At 69.2% G+C, this 18,294-nt stretch carries 10 protein-coding genes; 3 read left to right on the forward strand and 7 right to left on the reverse strand.

Annotation, left to right across the window (positions count from 1 at the left end):
• The first annotated feature begins 89 nt into the window (after positions 1-89).
• A complete protein-coding gene (locus dqs_RS12545; protein ID WP_065340689.1) occupies positions 90-2,243 on the forward strand; it encodes a hypothetical protein in 2,154 nt (717 codons plus the stop codon).
• Between the two features lie 11 nt (positions 2,244-2,254).
• On the opposite strand, the gene dqs_RS12550 is transcribed toward dqs_RS12545, so the two are convergent.
• Entirely contained in the window at positions 2,255-2,692 is a 438-nt protein-coding gene (locus tag dqs_RS12550; protein WP_065340690.1) for an organic hydroperoxide resistance protein, read from the reverse strand.
• Positions 2,693-2,816: 124 nt separating this feature from the next.
• Positions 2,817-6,401, reverse strand: coding sequence for an indolepyruvate ferredoxin oxidoreductase family protein (locus tag dqs_RS12555; protein ID WP_065340691.1), 3,585 nt, complete (start codon positions 6,399-6,401; stop codon positions 2,817-2,819).
• 218 nt (positions 6,402-6,619) lie between these two features.
• Between dqs_RS12555 and dqs_RS12560 the strand changes: the two genes are divergently transcribed.
• Both dqs_RS12560 and dqs_RS12565 read left to right on the forward strand, forming a co-directional pair.
• Complete coding sequence (locus tag dqs_RS12560; RefSeq protein ID WP_065340692.1) at positions 6,620-7,102, forward strand: Lrp/AsnC family transcriptional regulator; 483 nt, start codon at positions 6,620-6,622, stop codon at positions 7,100-7,102.
• Between the two features lie 166 nt (positions 7,103-7,268).
• Complete coding sequence (locus dqs_RS12565) at positions 7,269-10,286, forward strand: diguanylate cyclase (protein WP_157108187.1); 3,018 nt, start codon at positions 7,269-7,271, stop codon at positions 10,284-10,286.
• Between the two features lie 15 nt (positions 10,287-10,301).
• On the opposite strand, the gene dqs_RS12570 is transcribed toward dqs_RS12565, so the two are convergent.
• The 5 genes from dqs_RS12570 to dqs_RS12590 all read right to left on the reverse strand — a co-directional run bounded on the left by dqs_RS12570 (position 10,302) and on the right by dqs_RS12590 (position 18,085).
• A complete protein-coding gene (locus dqs_RS12570) occupies positions 10,302-12,362 on the reverse strand; it encodes a sodium:solute symporter family protein (protein WP_065340694.1) in 2,061 nt (686 codons plus the stop codon).
• A gap of 40 nt (positions 12,363-12,402) precedes the next feature.
• Positions 12,403-14,607, reverse strand: coding sequence for a 3'-5' exonuclease (locus tag dqs_RS12575; RefSeq protein ID WP_011766141.1), 2,205 nt, complete (start codon positions 14,605-14,607; stop codon positions 12,403-12,405).
• Positions 14,608-14,734: 127 nt separating this feature from the next.
• A complete protein-coding gene (locus dqs_RS12580; protein WP_011766142.1) occupies positions 14,735-15,109 on the reverse strand; it encodes a response regulator transcription factor in 375 nt (124 codons plus the stop codon).
• A 31-nt stretch (positions 15,110-15,140) separates the two neighbouring features.
• Positions 15,141-17,888, reverse strand: a complete 2,748-nt coding sequence (locus tag dqs_RS12585; RefSeq protein WP_065340695.1) for a sensor histidine kinase — start codon at positions 17,886-17,888, stop codon at positions 15,141-15,143.
• Positions 17,888-18,085, reverse strand: coding sequence for a hypothetical protein (locus tag dqs_RS12590; protein WP_011766144.1), 198 nt, complete (start codon positions 18,083-18,085; stop codon positions 17,888-17,890). Before dqs_RS12590 ends, dqs_RS12585 begins: the two co-directional genes overlap by 1 nt.
• Positions 18,086-18,294 lie beyond the last annotated feature (209 nt).

An 18,294-nucleotide genomic window follows, 5' to 3' on the forward strand; every position in this document is an offset into this window, starting at 1 on the left:
ACGGCACCGCCCGGACCCGGAGCCACGCCGTGTCGAGAACGCGCCCGCCGTCTCTTCCCGCCCCCAGCGCAGACCGCGCCGGGGCGTGCATGCGGGCGCGACCGGGCAGCGCCCCACGCGGTGGCCCCCGCCGGCTCCCCGCCACATGGGCGGCGATCCTGCTCTGCACGCTCGCGGCCTGCGGGTCCCGCCCGGGCGACGACAACACGCTGTCGCCGCGCGAACGGCAGGCCATCATCGCCGAGCTGGATCAGCTCGCCAGCCATCCCGGCCGCGGCGCCCCGCCGGCCACGATGCGGCACGCAACCCCGGCGCACATCGACGCGCTGCTCGCCACGCCCGAATTCCCTGCCCTGCCGTTCGAACTGAAACGCCAGGCGCTGGCGCTGGCCGGACGCGGCACCGCGCTCGACCTGGGGCGCCCCTCCGACGTATTGCAGCGGATGAGCAACTGGTTTCCGGAGCGCTTCGGCACACCCCAGGCGCGCAACGGACGCCTCGCCAGTGCCGCCAACGCCTTGTACGGCCCCTACCCCGACTGGACGCCCGAGGCCACCGCCTTCATGGCGCTGTGGGAATGCATGCCGCAGATCGCCTGGGAAACGCCGGACGCCAACCCCTTCCGCCAGCGCTGGAAGCACGACAGCTTCGCGCCGCTTGCCGCGGGCGCCTCCGGCCAGCGCGATTTCGGCTATTGCGTGTTCCACTGGAGCGGCGAGCCCGACCGTCTCGAGCGCGCGCTGCCCCGCCCCGACGCGGCCGCGCGCGCCGCGGCCATCGGCCAGCGCGCGGCACCCGTGTTGCAGGCGCGCTTCGACAGCTACCTGCAAGCCAACGGTTGCGCCGGCCGCGGACCGGACGATTGCGTGCTGGTGATGTGGATGTGGGCCGGACTCGCCGCCGGTGATCCCCGGCTGGCCGAAACCCTGCGCTGGCTGGAACCCGCGGTGCGCCCGAACGGCGAACCGCCGCCACTCAGCCGTCCGACGGAGGAATACGGGCCCGGCCCGCAACAGGAGGGCGAAGCGCGCTTCGACGAGGCGATCCGCAAGGCCGCCTTCCTGCGCAGCAAGCTGGTCTCGGTGTTGCAGGGCGGCGGGAACTGGCCGGCCGGCGCCCGTGCCCAGGCCTTCCTGCAACTGGCGCAGTTGCAAGCCTGGTTCGACGCCAATGTCGATGCACGGTGGCAGCCGCTCTACGCGCTGGCGCGCCAGCACGCCGCGCTCGACCCCTGGCGCGCGCTGGGTGAAGGGGCGGTCGATCGCGCGGCGCTGCTCGACGAACTGGAGGCGTTGCCGGCCGAGACCGACTGCGCGAGTCGGCAGCCGTGGTTCCGCCACGGCGGAGCGGCACTCGAAGCGGGCTACGCGCTGCGCGAACTCGGGCGGGCCGACGGCCTTGGCTGCGCGCGGCCGGACTGGACCTGGCTGCGGGACGACCCGGGCAGCGACGCCCACGCGCTGCGCGAGCGCTTTGTGCAGCTGGCCGGGCAGCCGGGGCGGGACTTCACCCACGAGATCATCCTGAACCAGTTGCTGCAAGGCTGCGCCGGACCTTCGCAGCCGGCGTGGGCGATCGAAGCCTGCACGCGTTGGATCTCGCCCGCGCCGGCATCCCTCCCGGCTGCCAGTCCGGCGGGGCAGCGTCGTGCGTCGCGCGGCGCCGCCGCGGTAAGCGCGCCGGCGATCGCACTTGCCACGCCCCCGCTTGGCACCGACCCCACGCCGGCAGCGTTCGCCGCGCAGGCGGAATGGCTGCGCCACCTCGCGGCGACGCTGAGCCACGCCGACCCCGCAGCGATGGAACCGGTGGCCGCGGACCTCGCCTTGCGCGGTGCCTTGATCCACGGCGCACAGCGCTGGCCGCTCGCGGCGGGTCATCTGGTCGAACTCGCGCTGTCACCCGGTGCGCCCGGAATCATCACCCACGGTCTGCAGCAGCAAGGCGGCCGCCTGCTGCTGTGGGTCGGCCCTCAGGGCGCGCGCCGGGTGGCGGTGCCGTCCCGCTTCGGCAGCGGCGGAAACGACGAAGGCCGGATCGCGGCCGTCACCGACCTGGACGGGGATGGCAACGCCGAGCTGTGGTTCGAACCGGCAACGCCCTGCGAGGACGGCGCCGCGGGCGACGCCTGCCCCGCCATGCCGCCGCGCATGGGCGAACTGCGGGACACGGTGCTGAGCTACTACCACGACGACAGCGCGCCCGCGCCTGCCCCTGAAAAGCGCCGCAGCGCGCGCCGCTAGGCGCAGCCGGATCAGCCGCCGACCACCTCGAACTCGACGCTGACGTTGTTGCGCGTCGCATGCGAATACGGGCAGATCTTGTAGTGCGCCTCCTGCACCAGCGCCGCGAGGTCGGCCTGCGGCAGGCTGGTGTCCTCCACCCGCATCTTCACCGCCAGCCCGAAGCCGCCGCCGTCGCGCGGCCCGATCGACACCGCGCAGGTCACGGTCGCGCCGGTGGCGTCCTTCTTCTGCTGCTTGGCGACGAAGTCGATCGCGCCGCCGAAGCACGCGGCATAGCCCGCCGCGAACAGGTCTTCCGGCGTGGTGGTGCCCTCCTTGCCGGGACCGCCCATCTCCTTGGGTACGGAAAGATCGACGCTGACCCGCCCGTCCGAAGAGCGGGTGTGGCCGTTGCGGCCCCCTTTGGCGGTCGCGGTGGCAGTGAAAAGCGGCTTGATCGTATCCATGCGGGCGTCTCCGGTGATGGGTGGGGCAGTGCCGCGGACGGGCGCCGCGGTTCGTTCCTGAACGGATAGATCACACCCCTCGGCGAGTCAATCGGCGTTACCGGCCGCAACGCCTGAAAGCGCCTTACTTCGCCACCACCGGAATGCCACGCAAGGCCTCTGCCCCCCGCGGGGCCTGCGCCAGCAGATGCGCGATGGTCGCGCCGTGCGCCACATCGACGCCGAGCGTGTGCAGCAGCACCCGTTCGCGCTGCTTCACCGTGCCCAGGTTGGCAAGCTTGACCGGGCCGAAACCGCGCACGCCTTCGGCCAGCCCGGCGAATTCCACCGCCGCGTCCACTGTGTCGGCCGCCAGCCGCGGCAGCAGCGCTTCGATGGCGCGGGCGTAGTCGGCGGCGAGTTCGCGTTCCATGCGGCGTTCCTCGCTGCGGCCGAGGAGGTCGAACGCAGTGCCGCGCAAGCCCCTGGCGGCGGCGAGCAGGCGCAGCAGCGGCAGCAGCCGCGGACCGAAGTCCATCTTCTTCGGCCGGCCGTTGGGGCCGGGCTTGGCGAGCAGCGGCGGCGCCATGTGGAACTGCAGGCGGTAGTCGCCTTCGAACTGCGCCTCCAGCGCCTGACGGAAGCGGCCGTCGGTGTAGAGCCGGGCGACTTCGTATTCGTCCTTGTATGCCAGCAGCTTGCCGTAGGTGCGCGCCACCACCGGCGCGAGGCGCAGCGGCGCGTCGGCGCCAAGGGCCTTGCGCTCGGCGGCGGCCACCTTGTCGATGAAGGCGGTGTAGCGCGCGGCATAGGCGGCGTTCTGGTAGCCGGTGAGATGGGCCGCGTGCAGCGCGACGATGGCTTCCAGGCTGTCGGCGACCTCGAGCTGCGCAAGCGGCCCGGCGGCGAGCGCCGCCAGCGCCTCGGCGCCGGCCGCGGCCAGACGGCCGATGCGGAAGGCGCTGCGGTTCATCGCCACGGCGACGCCGTTGAGTTCGATGGCGCGGTCGAGCGCGGCGAGCGACACCGGGATCAGCCCGCGCTGCCAGGCGTAACCCATCAGCAGGATGTTGGCGCCCATGGTGTCGCCGAGGAAGCGCGCGCACAGCGCCTGCGCGTCGCAGGTGTCGAGCCGGTCGTCGCCGGCGGCGTAGCGCATCTTGGCGAGCAGCGCATCGACGTGCAGGTCGGCGTCCGGGTCCTGCACGAAGCGCGCGGTCTGGATCTCGTGCACGTTGGCGACGATGCGGGTGCGGCCGTGGCGGGCGGTGAGCAGCGCGTCGTTGCTGGCGCCGACCACGAGGTCGCAGGCGAGGATGGCGTCGGCCTGCTGGGCGTCGATGCGCACCTGGTTGAGCACGCTGGCGTCAGCGCCCAGGCGCACGAAGGACAGCACCTGCCCGCCCTTCTGCGCGAAGCCCATGAAGTCCAGCACCGAGGCGCTCTTGCCTTCGAGGTGGGCGGCCATGGTGATGAGCGCGCCCACGGTGACCACGCCGGTGCCGCCGACGCCGGTCACCAGCAGGTCGTAAGGCGCATCCCAGCACCAGGCCCGGGGCAGCGGCAGCGTGCCAACCAGTTCGTCCAGCCGGCCGGCGTCGAAGGCCGGGCCGGTGGGCTTCTTCAGGCTGCCGCCGAGCACCGACACGAAGCTGGGGCAGAAACCGTTCACGCAGGAATAGTCCTTGTTGCAGCTCGACTGGTCGATGGCGCGCTTGCGGCCGAAAGGCGTGTCGACCGGCACGATGGAGAGGCAGTTGGACTGCTTGCCACAGTCGCCGCAGCCTTCGCACACCGCGTCGTTGATGAAGATGCGCCGCGCCGGGTCGGGATAAGCCTGCTTCTTGCGGCGGCGACGCTTCTCGGCGGCACAGGTCTGGTCGTAGATCAGCACGGTCACGCCCTTCACCTCGCGCAGCTCGCGCTGCACCGCGTCGAGTTCGGCACGATGGTGGAAAGAAGTGCCGCGCGGGAACAGGCCTTCGTGGCCGTCGTACTTTTCCGGCTCGTCGCTCACCACCGCCACCCGGCGCGCGCCCTCGGCCTCCACCTGGCGGGCGATGGCATCGACGGTGACCGTGCCGTCCACCGGCTGGCCGCCGGTCATCGCCACCGCATCGTTGTAGAGGATCTTGTAGGTGACGTTGGTGCCTGCGGCGATCGCCTGGCGGATGGCGAGGAAGCCGGAGTGGAAATAGGTGCCGTCGCCGAGGTTCTGGAACACGTGCGGGGTGCGGGTGAAGGCGGAATGCGCGACCCAGTCCACGCCCTCGCCGCCCATCTGGATCAGCCCGGTGGTTTCGCGGTCCGGCATCCACGAGGCCATGAAGTGGCAGCCGATGCCAGCCTGCGCGTGCGAGCCCTCCGGCACCTTGGTCGAGGTGTTGTGCGGACAGCCGGAACAGAAGTACGGCACCCGGCGCACGCCGTCGGCCTCGTTGGAGAGCAGCGGCGGCGGGGTGAAGTCGGTGACGTGCTCGACCACGTGGGCGCGCTGCTCGATCTCCGGCCGGTGGGCGGCAAGCCAGGCGGCGATGACCGGGATCACCCGCGACGGCCGCAGCTCGCCGAGCGCGGACAGCAGCGGCGCGCCGTCGCGGCCGCTCTTGCCGATCACCAGCGGCCGCTCGGCCGGGTCGGCGTTGTAGAACAGCTCCTTGATCTGGCGCTCGATCACCGGGCCCTTTTCCTCGACGACGAGGATTTCCTTCAGTCCGGTGGCGAAGGCGCGCATGCGGCCGGTTTCCAGCGGAAAGCTCTGGCCCACCTTGTAGAAGCGGATGCCGGCGGCCTCCAGATCGGCAAGGCTGACACCCAACCGGCGGAAGGCTTCGAGCAGGTCGAGGTGGGCCTTGCCGCAGGAGACGATGCCGATGTCGGCCTGCGGCGCGGCGCAGATGGTCTTGTCGATGGCGTTGGCGGCGGCGAAGGCACGCGCCGCGTCCAGCTTGGCGTGCAGACGCTGTTCGATGACCAGGCTGGGCAGATCGGGCCAGCGGTAATGCAGCCCGGTGGCGGGCGGGGTGAAGTCGGGCACGCTATCGAAGCGGGTGCGGATGGCATCCAGGTCCACCGTGGAAGCGCTTTCCACCGTCTCGGAAATCGCCTTCAGCCCCACCCAGCAGCCCGAGTAGCGCGACAGCGCCCAGCCGTAGAGGCCGAATTCCAGCATCTCGGCGACGCTGGCGGGATTGAGCACCGGCAGCCCCCAGGCCTGCAGGGTGAAGTCGCTCTGGTGCGGCATCGACGAGGACACGCAGCCGTGGTCGTCGCCGATCACCGCCAGCACGCCGCCGTGGGGCGAGGCACCGTAGGCATTGCCGTGGCGCAGCGCGTCGCCGGCCCTATCCACGCCGGGGCCCTTGCCATACCAGATCGCGAACACGCCATCGACCGTGCGCTCGGCATCGCCTTCCACCTGCTGGGTACCGAGCACCGCGGTGGCGCCGAGTTCTTCATTGACCGCCGGCAGGAAGCGGATGCGGTTGGCGTCGAGCAGCGCCTTGGCCTTCCACAGCTGCTGGTCGTAGGCGCCGAGTGGCGAGCCGCGGTAGCCGCTGATGAAGCCGCCGGTATTGCGCCCCGCGGCGGCATCCAGCGCGGCCTGCATCAGCGGCAGCCGCACCAGCGCCTGGGTGCCGGTCAGGAAGATCTGCCCGGACATCGCCTGCAGGCTGTCGCTCAGGCGGTAGTCGGTACGGATCTGGGGGGGAAATGCCTCGGCCTTCATCGCGCTGTCTCCTGTCGTCCTTGTTGTGCCGACGCGGGCCTGCTGCGGACCTGTCCCTTGGAGCGGACCTTGCCCGTTTTGGCTCCCGTACGGGGGGATTCGTCGGAAACAATGTTAGTGAGACAAGGGCGCGAAGTGCGTGCAATATCGGCGGTTTAACGCGTTCAATGCGCACATCCTGTGCATCACATATAACTTTTACGCATCAAACTTGCACAATGGAAATCGACAAGTACGACCTTCACCTGCTCGACGCCCTGCAGCGCAACGGTCACGCCTCAAACGCCGAGCTGGCGGAACAGATCCATCTGTCGCCCTCGCAGGTAAGCCGGCGGGTGCAGCGGTTGGAGCAGGCCGGCTACATCGAGCGCTACAGCGCGCTGCTGCGCCCGGCGGCCGTCGGGCTGGGCGTAACCGCCTTTACTGCCGTATCACTGGAACGCCACGCCGAAGCCCACACCGACGCCTTCAACGCCGCGGTGGCGGCGATGGACGAAGTGCTCGAGTGCTTTGCGATCACCGGCGAAGCGGACTATCTGCTGCGCATCGTCGCGCCCGACCTCGCCGCGCTGTCGGCCTTCATGCTGCACCGCCTGATGCGCCTCACCGGCGTGCGCAGCGTCAAGTCCAACATCGTGCTGGCCGAGATCAAGCGCACCACGCGCTTGCCTTTGGACCATTTGCTGGCGCGCGGCGGCTGAGCCGAATTACCCAGCTTGGGAAGAAAAAACCCGCGGCGGCCGGCGCGGCACGTCTCCGCACGACAACGGAATCGCTAAGATGAAAACAGGAACTGCTAATAGAACGGCCCGGCCATGACCGCGCCGTCGCCGGTTGCCCTGGGAGGGAACGATCATTTCGTGGTTCGTGCGCCATTTCTGGCTGCCGGTGCTGCTTTGGACCGGCCTGATCGGAACGTTTTACGGTATCAGCGACTGGATGCATCGGGACGACGCCCGGCACGAAGCCGAGCTGGTCGCCGAGGCTTACCTGCGCAAGGATATGGCGTTCCGCCGCTGGGTGACGCGGCATCAGGGCGTTTATGTGCCGCCCACCGCCACCACGCCGCCCAATCCCTACCTTGAAGTTCCCGAGCGGGACGTCACCACCACCAACGGCCGGGTGCTGACGCTGCTCAACCCGGCCTATGCGACGCGGCAGGTGCTGGAAGCCTTCGCCGAGAGCGACGGCATCCGTGGCAAGCTCACCGCGCTGCAGGTCACCAACCCGATCAACACCCCGGATACCTGGGAGCGCACCGCGCTGCACGAGCTGCAAAGCGGCGCGCGCTATTACTCCGAGCTCGACAGCATCCAGGGCGTTGCGATGCTGCGCTACATGCTGCCGGTGTACATGGAAGCGGGCTGCGTGGGCTGCCACGGCAACACCGAGGTGCCGGTCGGCGGGCTGCGCGGCGGCTTCAGCGTGACCATGCCGTTTGCGCCGTTCCAGCGCCGCCATGAGGCCGACCGCCGGCTTACCGCCGGCAGCCATTCTGCTGCCTGGCTGCTCGGGCTCGGCCTGCTCGGCCTGATGCGGCGCCGGCGGCGCGAGCAGTACCTGGACGAAGTGGCGGCCGAACAGCTGCGCCGGCAGAAGGAGTTGTGCTCCGCCGCGCTGCTGGACATCAGCACCCGCGCCGCTTCGGAGGGCGAACGCAGCTGCGTCGAAAGCGGGCTCGAAGCCGCGCAGCAGATCACCGGCAGCACCGTCGCCTACCTGCACTTCATCAACGACGACCAGCGCACCATCGAACTGTGCGCCTGGAGCCGCGAGACCCTGGCGCAATGCGAAGCGGATTACGACCGCCACTACCCGCTGGACCGCGCCGGCGTATGGGCCGACTGCGTCCGCCTCAAGCGCCCTGTCATCCACAACAACTACGACCAGATCGTAGGCCGCCGCGGTTTGCCCGGCGGCCACATCAAGCTGCAGCGCCACCTTGCGGTGCCGGTGATGGACAGCATCGGCGTCCGCATGCTCATCGGCGTGGGCAACAAGCCGGGGGATTACGTGGCCACCGACGTCGAAGTGCTCTCGGGCCTCGCCGAGGGGCTGTGGAGCACCGTCGTCCGGGTACGCGCCCACAGCCGTCTGGAAGCCAACGAGCGGATGTTGCGCGAAGCGCAGGACATCGCCCGCCTGGGCAGCTGGGAGTGCGATCTCGCCAACGGACAGCTCACACTCAGCGACATCGCCCGCGACCTGCTGTCGCCGGCCGAGCGGGTGGAAGGCGAACCCGACGCGCCGACTTCGCTGAAGGCCCTGCACGCCTTCGTCGGCTCGGCGCAGTGGGACGAACACTTCCGCCGCATCCGCGCGCAGGTGAACGAGCGCGGCGAGGTCGACCTCGAGCTGCGCTACCGTCCGCCGCGCGGCGAGGCGCGCATGTTGCGGCTGCGCGGCTCGGTGCTGCGCGCACCGGACGGCACCGCCCAGCGCGTGGTGGGCACGGTGCAGGACATCAGCTCGCATTCCGAACTCAACCTGCTGCGCAGCAGCGCGAGCAATCTGTCAGCGCTGTTCGAATCGACCGATCGCGTGGTGTGGTCGGTCGATCGTGACTTCCGCCTGATCATCGCCAACCAGGCTGCCCAGCGCTTTTTCGCGCTGCGCTTCGGCAAACGCATCCAGCCCGGCGACATCTGTCTGCCGCTGGCGCAAGACGAGCGCGAGCGCTGGACCGACTATTACCGCCAGGCCCAGGCCGGCAGCAGCGTGGCAGCCGAACTCGACCAGGTTGCCTCCGACCCGCGCTGGCTGGACATCCGGCTTGCACCTGCCGGCCAGGAAGGCATCGCGATCATCTACGGCGTGGACCTGACCGACCGCAAGCGCGCCGAACTCGAACGCCAGCAGGCCATGGAACGCATGCAGGCGATGGTGGACCGCCTTGCCGAGCGCGACCGCCACAACAGCCTCATCAACCGCCTGCACGACCTGCTGCAAAGCTGCCGCAGCGAGGCCGAGGCGCGCCAGGTGATCGCGCCGCTGTTCGGCGAACTGTTCCAGGGCTTCGACGCCGCGCTGATGCTGGTCGACGCCACCGACGGCACCCTGCACGTGGCGGCGCACGCGGGCGACCCGCAGTTGCCGCCCCAGTTCGGGCTGGACTCCTGCTGGGGCTTGCGACGCGGCGAACCGCACGAGATTCCGCCGGGCGGTTCGCCGGTGTGCGCGCATTTCGGCTCGGCGCCGGAACACGGCTACTGCTGCCAGCCGATGATCGTCGATGCCGATGTAGTCGGACTGCTGTCGATCCGCTTCCCGCCCGCGGCGGACGAAAGCACGCTCGACAACCTGCATTACCTCGTGCGCAGCACCGCCGATTCGGTAAAGCTGTCGCTGTCCAACCTGCGCCTGCGCGAAGCGCTGCGCCAGCAGGCGATCCACGACCCGCTCACCGGGCTGTTCAACCGGCGCTACCTGGACGACGTGCTCAACCACGAACTGGTGCGCGCGCAGCGCGACGGCACGCCGCTGACGCTGGCGATGCTGGACATCGACCACTTCAAGCGCTTCAACGACGAGTACGGCCACGAGGCGGGCGACCTGGTGCTGGCGGAGATCGGCCGCATCCTGCGCGAACAGCTGCGGCGCAGCGACGTGCCGTGCCGCTTCGGCGGCGAGGAGCTGGCGATCGTGATGCCGGCCTCCAGCGCCGAGAACGCCACCGAACGGCTGGAGGAGCTGGCGCAGATGATCGGCCGGCTGCAGCTCGCCTTCGGCGGCCGCCGCTTGCCCGCGGTAACGCTGTCGGCCGGCGTCGCCGAGGCGCCGATCCACGGCGCCGACAGCGCCCACTTGCTGCGCTCGGCCGACCTCGCGCTTTACCAGGCGAAGGCGCAGGGGCGCGCCCGCATCGTCAGCGCCACCGCGGTGTAGCGCGGCGCGCCGGGCTCAGGCGCCGCCACTCTCGGTCTCGCCCTCGTCGGCGCCCGTGGGCAATTGCGGATAGCGCACGTAGTCCACCAGCGCCTGGATTTCGCGCGGCGGCGGCGGCGTCAGCAGGCTGACCACGATGATGATGACGAAACCCAGCGGCACGCCGAATACCCCGGCCGAGATCGGGTTGATGTCGAACCACGCGTTGGCCATCGACCCGCCGAAGAAGGGATGGGTGCGCACCGCGTAGAACAGCGTGACACCCAGGCCGGCCAGCATGCCGCACACCGCGCCGGGACGGTTGGCACGCTTCCAGAAGATGCCCAGCACCAGCGCCGGGAAGAAGGCCGCGGCGCCGATCGAGAACGCCAGCCCGACCATGAACAGGATGTTGTCCGGCCGCATCGACGCGACCCAGGCCGCGACCACCGCCACCACCAGCAGCTGCGACTTCGAGATCACCAGCCGGCGGTGCGTGGTGGCATGCGGGTTGATGACCTTGTAGTAAAGGTCGTGCGACAGCGCGTTGGAGATGGTCAGCAACAGGCCGTCGGCGGTGGACAGCGCCGCGGCGAGGCCGCCGGCGGCGACCAGCCCGGACACCACATAGGGCAGCCCCGCGATTTCGGGTGTCGCCAGCATGATCACGTCGGTATTGATGCTGAGTTCGGCGAGTTGCAGGATGCCGTCGCCGTTGATGTCCTCGATCCGCACCAGCCCCACCTTGCCCCATGAGGCCACCCACCCCGGCAGGATCGACAGGCTGGAGCCGATCACGCTGTTGTAGATCTCCCATTTGGCGAACACCGCATAGGCCGGCGCGGTGACATAGAGCAGGAAGATGAACAGCAGCGACCAGAACACCGAGCGCCGCGCCGCCACCACGCCCGGCGTGGTGTAGTAGCGCGCAAGGATGTGGGGCAGCGCGGCGGTGCCCACCATCAGTACGAACACCAGCGCGAGGAAGTTGTTGCGCGCCGCCTGCGACTCCGCGGCGGTGCGGCCGGGGTGCGCCTCCGCGTGGCGCGGCGGGGGCTGGGCCTTCTCCAGCGCCTCGGCGCGCGCCCGCTCCCAGCGCACCGCGGCGTCGGCCGGAGTGCGCGGCAGGTCGCGCAACGCGCGCTCGGTCAGCGCGATGTCGCGCGCGGAGGCGTTGTCCAGGCGCAGTTCGTTCAGCCGGTCGATCAGCGCGCGGCGCTCGGTTTCAAGCGATTCCGGCAGCGCCGCGACCTTGGCGGCGTAGTCGTCGGCGCGCTTGTGGTACAGCGCCCGCACGGCATTTTCGGCCGGCTCCACCTCGAGTTCGGCCTCGCGCTCGGTCAGCTTGGCCAGCACCCCGCCGTACATCACCTGCGGCGCCGGTACGCCCGTCACCTTGTACGACAGGATCATCACCGGCACGAGGTAGGCGATGATCAGGATCAGGTACTGCGCCACCTGGGTCCAGGTGACTGCACGCATGCCGCCGAGAAAGGAACACACCAGGATGCCCGCCAGCCCGACGAAGAGACCGATCTCGAACTCGACGCTGACGAAGCGGCTGGTGACAAGGCCGACGCCATAGATCTGCGCGACGAGGTAGACGAAGCTCGCCAGCACCGTGGCCCCGATGCCGACCAGACGGGCGAAGTCGCCCTCGTAGCGGGCGCCGAGGAAGTCGGGGATGGTGTATTGGCCGAACTTGCGCAGGTAGGGCGCGAGCAGCAGCGCCACCAGCACGAACCCGCCGGTCCACCCGGTGACGAAGGCCAGCCCCTCGAAGCCGCTGAAGTACAGCGTGCCGGCCAGGCCGATGAAGGACGCCGCGCTCATCCAGTCGGCGGCGGTGGCCATGCCGTTGAACACCGCCGGCACCCGGCGTCCGGCGACGTAGTATTCGGACACGTCGGAGGTGCGGCTCATCACGCCGATGCCGGCATAGATGGCGATCGTGACGAACAGGAAGATGTGGCCGATGGCGCGCTGCGACAGGCCAAACTGCTCGCCGACCGCGAGCAGCAGCACGAACAGCGCAAAGGTGCCGGTGTACCAGCCGTAATAGCGCCGCAGCCGGCGCGAGAAGGCGCCCGTGTTCATGCGCGCCCTCGGCGCGGCGGGTTGCAGGGGCCGCCGGCCATCAATACTTGATCCGGGCGTAGTACGACTTTTCCGCCGCCTCGCGCGCCTCGCGCAGTGTGCGGATGCCCTTTTCCGCCAGCAGCGGCACCAGCTTCAGGAACACCTCGGCGGTCACCATCGCATCGCCCAGCGCGGTATGGCGCCCCACCACGGTAATGCCCAGGCGCTCGGCGATCGCCTCCAGCCGGTGCGAATCCTGGTTCGGGTGGATCACCGCCGACAGCAGCAGCGTATCAAGCACCGGCTGGTCGAAGCGCAGCCCGGTGAGGTCTTCCTTGAGCTGCAGGAAGCGCATGTCAAACGCGGCATTGTGCGCCACCAGCACGGTGTCCGCCGCGAAGGCGTGGAAGGACGGCAGCACTGCCTCGATGACCGGCTGCCCTGCCAGCATGTCGGCGGTGATGCCATGCACCCGGGCCGATTCCTCCGGCAGCGGGCGGCAGGGGTCGATCAGTTGCTCGAAGGCTTCGCTGCGCAGCGGCTTGCCGTTGAGCACCCGCACCGCGCCGATCTGGATGATCTCGTCGCCCTGCGAAGGGTTGAGGCCGGTGGTCTCGGTGTCGAACACCGTGTAGGTCAGCTCGGTCAGCAGGCGGTCTTCGAGGGCGCGCGAACGCTCCGACCACTTGAACAGGTCGAAGTCGTAGTACTCGGGACGGCTGTCGGCGCGCAGCAGCATGGATTCGTCGAGCTGCTCCTGCGGCATCGCGGCCGGCAACAGGATGCGGAAGAACGCCCGGTGGCGCACCTTCTCGCGCTCCAGCCACATCTCGCCGCCGTGGCGCTCGATGACGTCGCGCACCGTGAGCGGGCTGTGTTCGCCGGCGAAGTTCATCGCCTCCAGCTCCCAGCTCATCACGGTTTCGGTGCTCATCGCCTGGCCGGACCAGATCAGGTCGAGGTGTGCCAGGCGGCCGGCCGGGGTCAGGCGGAAACGCACCTCGCGCACCTCGAATTCGTCCGACAGGCGGCTGGCGAGATAGGTGAGCGCCTGGATCAGCGAAAAGCTGTCCACCTTCACCCACAGCGATTCGTCGACGTCCTCCAGCTTGGTCGGCAGATGGACGCGGTTCTCGATGCGGCGCTGGGCGGCGGCGATCAGGTCGGCCCCCAGCATTTCCTCCAGCGGCCAGCGCGCTTTCAGCGAATCCGCGAACTCGGTGGCGGTCTGGTCCAGCCGCGCACTCATGGCCTGCACCTCGTCGCGCACCACCTTGCGGAAGCGCTCCCGCAACTCGTCCTGCAGGTCGGGGAAATCGAGCATCTCGACCGCCGCGCGCACGTTGCCGAGCGCGGCGCGGTTGCCCTCGGTCATGCTGTGCAGCATCTGGTCGCGACGCGACTCGGCCTCGAAATTGCGCGTGATGTTGTCGAGCATCAGGATGAAGCCGGTCATCGTCCGCTCGGCCACCGCCGGTTGAGCCGTGTCGCCGATCAGGGCCTCGGCAGCGGTGGTGAGCACCGGCGCCATCTGCACCCGCAGCAACTGGCCGCTGCGGGTGGTGGTGACGAAGTTGGCGACCGGCTGGGCGGTGCGGCGCAGGCGGTGCTGGATGGTTTCCAGCGCATGCGCGATCAGGTTGCGCTCGAACACGGTGTAGATCGAGCGGCCGAGGCCGATGAGTTCGCCGCCGCCAGCCGCGCCCGGGGTGTCGGACATGGCGCGGAACTGCAGCCGCGCGCGGTTGTTGTACAGCAGCACCCGACCGTCGAGGTTGCATACCAGCACGCTCTGCGTCAGCTCGGACATCAGCGCCGCCAGCCTGTTTTTCTCTTCCTCGACGCTGTTCTTGGCCTCGCGGATGCGCGCCTCGACGTCGCGGCGCAGCACGCCGCGCTGTGCCGCCAGCGTGTTGATCACCTCGGCGAGCGCCCGCATCTCCGCGCTGCCGGACGGCTGCAGGCGCGGTGCGTCGGGGTTGGTGAGCAGCACCTGTGCCTCTTCCAGCAGGCGCGCGGGGGCCAGCACATGGGTTTCGTGCAGCGTCTTCACCGCCGCGGCAGCCAGCCCCACCGCCAGCGCGAGGATCACGATCAGCAAGCCGGCGCGCGGCGCCAGCAGGGTTTCCGCGAGATCGCGCTCGGCGACGCCGAGATCGGACCATAGCGTGGCGCCGATGACCGCGAACACGGCGAGGATGAAGAGCGCGGTAAGCAGCACCGCAACGCCCAGCCGGTTACGCGCGGAGTGTCCCGCCGTCATCTGCACGGCGCTCACCGCACACCTCCGGGCGTGACCGGGCCTGCGGCGCCTGCGCCGGGTTGGCTCCGGCCGCCTTGCGGCCTCCGTGCGCGGGCGAAGCGCTTACCCTGCCGCCCTGCGCGGGCGCTCATGCTTCCATGCCCAGCATGCTGCGCACGCGGGCGACGAGATCGCGGGTGGAGAACGGTTTGGTCATGTAGGCGTCGGCGCCGAGCGCGAGGCCCTTGGCCACTTCGGTATCGCGCCCCTTGGCGGTCAGCATCAGGATGCGCACGCCCTGCAGCGCGGGGTCGGCCTTGATCTCCTGGCAGACTTCGAAGCCGCTCTTCTTGGGCATCATCACGTCGAGCAGCACCAGGTCGGGCTGCTCGGCGCGGATCATCCGTACCGCCTCGTCGCCGTCGGTGGCGACGACAACGGTGAACCCCTCCCGCTTCATCAGGAATTCCAGCGAAATGACGATGTTCTGTTCGTCATCCGCGATCAGGATCTTCTTGGTCATGCGTTCCTCTCCCCTCGCCCACCATTCTAAGTCATAGCCCGCCGCTCTCCGACGGCAGTGGCAATACAAACGAGAACCGCGACCCTTCGCCGGGGCCGGATTCCACCCACAGGCGTCCGCCGAAATGCTCGATGATCTGGCGGCTGATCGGCAACCCCAGCCCGGTTCCCGGCGGCCGCGCGCGGGCGTCGCCGCCCTGGCGGAACTTCTCGAAGATCACCTGCTGCTGTTCGGGCGGAATGCCCGGGCCGTTGTCGATGACGTCGGCCCGCAGTCCACTGTTCTCCGGACGCAGTACGAGGCGGACCTCGCCACCGGCGGGCGGAACGAACTTCGCCGCGTTGGACAGCAGGTTCAGCAGCACCTGCAGCAAGCGGTCGCGGTCGGCGCGCAGCAGCGGCACCCGCTCGGGCAGATCGAGCACCAGCGCGGCGCCGCGCTCGCGGAACAGCTGGGCGGTGGTGTCCGCCGCATGCAGGGCCAGCTCGCGCATATCCACGTCGGAATTGTGCCATTCGGCGTGCCCCGACTCGATTTTGGCCAGATCCAGCACCTGATTGACGAGCCGCGTGAGCCGTTCCGCTTCGGACACGATGATGCCGAGGAAACGTGTCCGGTCTTCGAGGCCGATGCGGGGGTCCTCGTACAACATCTCGGACAGCGCTCGGATGGAGGTGAGCGGCGTACGCAGTTCGTGCGTGACCGAGGACATGAAGTCGTCCTTCAGGCGGTCGAATTCCTTCAGCTGCTCGTTGGCCGCGCGCAGCTCCTCGGTCGCCACCTCCAGCGCGTACGATTTTTCCTCCAGCTGGTGCGAGTAGGCACGCACCTGCGAGGCCTCGTCGAGAATGTTCATGACCTCGTCGAGGCCCAGCGGCTCTTCCTGCACCACGGTGGCGACCATCGCCCGCGCGGAAGCGCTGCCGATGGCGCCGGCGAGCAGGGTTTCGGCGAAGTGGACCAGATCGGGATCGGCGCGCAGCGCGGCGATGCCGCTCGCGCCGCGTCCGCGGGCGTAGGAGGCGAAGGCCTCGTCCGCGCGGCGTTGCCCGAGGAAGCGCGCCACCAGCGGCACCAGTTCGCCGACCTCGGCATTGCCACGCCAGAAGCTGGCCGGCGACCCGCTGGGGCGGCGGAAGACATCGACGAAGAGCATGGCCTGGCTGGTCTCCACCGCGCTCGGCGCGCGCAGCAGCGACACCGCGACATAGCAGCCGATGTTGGCGAGCATGCTCCAGAACATCGCGTGGCTGATGTTGTCCAGCCCGCTCATGCCGAACAGGTGCTCCGGCCGCAGCCAGGCGATGCCCAGCACGCCCTGCTCCAGCACGCCGGCATCCACCCAGCCCGATTTGACGAACGAGGGCAGCAACAAGGTGTAGGCCCACACCGAGAAGCCGGCCAGCAGCCCGGCCAGCGCACCGTCACGGGTGCCGCCGCGCCAGTACATGCCGCCGAGCATCGCCGGTGCGAACTGCGCCACCGCGGCAAAACTGATCAGCCCGATGCTGACCAGCGCATAGGCTTCGCCGGCAAGGCGGTAGTAGAGATAACCGAGCAGCAGCACGAGCACGATGGCGCCGCGCCGGATGCCGAGCAGCAGCCCGCTCAGGTCGCGCGTGCGGCCGCCGGCGATGCCGGGATGGCGCAGCAGCAGGGGCATGACGAGATCGTTGCAGACCATGGTGGACAGCGCGATGGTTTCGACGATGACCATTCCGGTGGCCGCCGACAAGCCGCCGATGAACACCAGCAGCGCGAGCGCCTGCTGCCCCTGGGCGAGCGGCAGCGTGAGGACGAAGGTGTCGGGATCGACCTGTCCCTGGCCGAACTGCATCAGGCCGGCTAGCGCGATCGGCAGCACGAACAGGTTGATCGCCAGCAGGTAAGCCGGAAAGAGCCAGATGGCGCGCCGCAGGTGCTGTTCGTTGGTGTTCTCCACCACGGTGATCTGGAACTGGCGCGGCAGGAAGAACACCGACAGCATCGCGAGCACCACGAGCGTGAACCAGCCGCCGTAACCGCCCCGGCCGCTGCCTTCGAAGCGCAGCAGCGCCTCCAGGTGTTCATACGCGCGGGCGTGGGCAAACAGATCACCAAAGCCGTCATACAGCCCGAAGGTGACATAGGCGCCCACCGCAAGGAAGGCGAGCAGCTTGATCACCGACTCGAAGGCAATCGCGGCCACCATGCCTTCGTGGCGCTCGGTGGTGTCGAGATGGCGGGTGCCGAACAGGATGGTGAAGGCGGCCAGCGTCAGCGCAAGGTAGAAGGTGCTGTCGTCAAACCACGCCGCCGGCGCCGCAGCCGGCCCGTTGACGGCCGCGCCCGCGCCGGTGGACAAGACGTGATAGCCGCTGGAGATCGCCTTCAGTTGCAGCGCGATGTAGGGAACGGTGCCCACCACCGCGATCACAGTGACCAGGCCACCGAGCAGGTGGCTCTTGCCGTAGCGCGAGGCGATGAAGTCCGCGATCGAGGTGATGCGGTAGCTGCGCGAGATGCGGATCATCTTCAGCGCGACCAGCCAGCACAGCATCAGTCCCAGCGTGGGACCGAGATAGATCGGCAGGAACCAGATTCCGCCGGAAGCCGCGCGCCCCACGCTGCCGAAGTAGGTCCACGCGGTGCAATACACCGCGAGCGAGAGTCCATAGACCCAGGAGTTGGCAATCAGCGAGCGTCCCTGGTCGGCGCGACGGTCGCCGACATACGCCACCCCGAACAGGACGAGCAGGTAGCAGAACGAAACGCCAACGATCAGGCTGGGGGACAGCATCAGCGCGCGCCCCGCTCGGCGATCCACGCCACCAGCGCGATCAGGCCGGCCCAGGCGGCGAAAAGATAGACGTGCAACAGCGGCAGCCCGAACACGGTGACGGGCCGATCGAACAAGGACAGCAATGGAAAGTTGAACAGCAACAGTCCGATCAGGAAGACCGCGACCAGCCGCTGCCCGGCGAGCCCCTTACGCATCACGTCTCCCATGATGGCGATGCTGGGTCGGATTATAACTGCGCGCCCTTCCCGCTCTTGGCGGCGGTGCGGGCGGCAGGAAAACAAGAATGAGGCGCGTCTGACGCGCGCCTTCGGTCTCCTTACATGCCGGCGGATGCCGCCGGCCCTCCTCCTGTTGAACGTTCGGGCCGAACCGGGGAGGGTCCGACCCAGGGCCTCAACGACCC

It is taken from the genome of Azoarcus olearius (assembly GCF_001682385.1).
GTDB classification, from domain to species: Bacteria; Pseudomonadota; Gammaproteobacteria; order Burkholderiales; family Rhodocyclaceae; genus Azoarcus; species Azoarcus olearius.

Bases quoted from the DNA above. Each gene is read 5' to 3' on its own strand.
- dqs_RS12550 (WP_065340690.1), bottom strand. From the start codon at position 2,692: ATGGATACGATCAAGCCGCTTTTCACTGCCACCGCGACCGCCAAAGGG.
- dqs_RS12545 (WP_065340689.1), top strand. From the start codon at position 90: ATGCGGGCGCGACCGGGCAGCGCCCCACGCGGTGGCCCCCGCCGGCTC.
- dqs_RS12555 (WP_065340691.1), bottom strand. From the start codon at position 6,401: ATGAAGGCCGAGGCATTTCCCCCCCAGATCCGTACCGACTACCGCCTG.
- dqs_RS12570 (WP_065340694.1), bottom strand. From the start codon at position 12,362: ATGAACACGGGCGCCTTCTCGCGCCGGCTGCGGCGCTATTACGGCTGG.
- dqs_RS12575 (WP_011766141.1), bottom strand. From the start codon at position 14,607: ATGACGGCGGGACACTCCGCGCGTAACCGGCTGGGCGTTGCGGTGCTG.
- dqs_RS12560 (WP_065340692.1), top strand. From the start codon at position 6,620: ATGGAAATCGACAAGTACGACCTTCACCTGCTCGACGCCCTGCAGCGC.
- dqs_RS12590 (WP_011766144.1), bottom strand. From the start codon at position 18,085: ATGCGTAAGGGGCTCGCCGGGCAGCGGCTGGTCGCGGTCTTCCTGATC.
- dqs_RS12585 (WP_065340695.1), bottom strand. From the start codon at position 17,888: ATGCTGTCCCCCAGCCTGATCGTTGGCGTTTCGTTCTGCTACCTGCTC.
- dqs_RS12580 (WP_011766142.1), bottom strand. From the start codon at position 15,109: ATGACCAAGAAGATCCTGATCGCGGATGACGAACAGAACATCGTCATT.